1 protein-coding gene is annotated in these 1,416 nt (G+C 69.6%); it reads left to right on the forward strand.

All coding sequences use genetic code 11. From position 1 onward, the window contains the following. Window positions 1-82 precede the first annotated feature (82 nt). Window positions 83-1,402: an IS4 family transposase gene (locus ACLEQD_RS43335; protein ID WP_410391783.1), complete on the forward strand. Its 1,320-nt coding sequence runs from the start codon at window positions 83-85 to the stop codon at window positions 1,400-1,402. The last annotated feature ends 14 nt before the right edge of the window (window positions 1,403-1,416 follow it).

The following is a 1,416-nucleotide window of genomic DNA, read 5'->3' on the forward strand; positions in this document are numbered from 1 at the left end:
AAAGCAGAGCAGAATCAAGGACCTGAGTGCAGCCGAGCAGGCAGGTCCGTCGAAACGGGGTGGGCAGGAACATTCTTGCGGCATGAAGACGAGCACTCCGAGGACGAAGGTGGCTGAGGGACTGCGCGCGCTGGTGTCGGCCGAGGACATCCTGGAGGCCGCACGCCGGCTGGGAGCGCTGCAGCGCCAGCGCAAGGTGGACCTGGTGGCGCTGGTGGAGTCCACCGTGGCCGCGGTGACGCCCATGCCCGGCACGCAGACGACGGCGTTCGCCAATTACATCGCGCTCACCGGGCAGAAGCTGTCGCCCAGCGCCTTCTTCGAGCGTTTCAACCACGCCTTCGGGCAGTTGATGCGCGAGGTGGCGAGCCGGGCCGTCCAGGCCGTGCGGGAGGCCGTCGGCGAGGACAATCCCTTCAACGAGTTGGGGGCACTGCTGGAAGAATTCACGGACGTGCAGGTAGCCGACTCCACGTGCCAACTGCTGCAGCGGCTGGCGGCGGACTGGGCCCCGTCCACCAGCGAGGCGAGGCCTGCCGCCTTCAAGTGGCACGCGCTGGTGTCGCTGAGGGACGAGTTGCCGGTGGCTGACGGCGTGACGCCGCAGCGCACCCAGGACACGCGCGCCCTGCCCGAAGAAGCACTGAGTCCCGGCACGCTCACCTTCATGGACCTGGGGTACACGGACACGGGCCGCTTCCTCGACGCGATTGAGGCCGGGGCCCACTTCCTGGTGCGGCTCAAGGCCCAGCACGACCCGAAGGTGCTGCGGGTGCACGTGGGCACGGGCGAGCGTGTGCGGGCGCGTGGCATGCGCCTGACAGACGCGCTCTTGCAGGGCGTCCTCCAGGAGCAGGGCGGCGTCATCGACGTGGACGTGCAGTTGGAGAAGCACGGGCGCACGGCCCAGGCGCGTGTCGTGGCCGTGGAAGGGCCGGAGGGCGAGCGGCGCTGGTACCTGACGACGGTGGGCCGCGACGTGCTGACGGCGCGCGAGGTGGCCGAGGCCTACCGTCTGCGCTGGCGAGTGGAGCTGCTTTTCAAGGCCTTCAAGTCCGGCGTGGGGCTGTCGGCGCTACGCGCCACGCGGCCGGGCGCGGTGCTCTCGCTGGTGTACGCCAAGGTGATTGCCCTGGCCCTCTCGCGCCTGCTGGAACTGTCGATGCAACAGAGGGCAGGCGAGCCAGGCCAGGAGCAGGCGACGGGGCGGCTCGCGCTGGTGCTGGCACTGACCCGCTGCGCCCCGCTGCTGCTGTCGCATGCGATGATGAGCCGGGGCGTGACGCTGGAACAGTTGGAGGAGCGCATCCTGCTCGTCGCCGAGGTGACGGCCCGCTCACGCCAGCAGCGCCGAGAGCGGGAACGACGCAAGCGTGAGGCTTCCCTCGGGAGCGGAAGCTAAACCGGAAGCGGATG

This window comes from Corallococcus sp. 4LFB, assembly GCF_046520365.1.
Taxonomy (GTDB): domain Bacteria; phylum Myxococcota; class Myxococcia; order Myxococcales; family Myxococcaceae; genus Corallococcus; species Corallococcus caeni.

What these genes read in the sequence shown, in the direction of transcription:
- ACLEQD_RS43335 (WP_410391783.1), top strand. Translation starts at nt 83, where the DNA reads ATGAAGACGAGCACTCCGAGGACGAAGGTGGCTGAGGGACTGCGCGCG.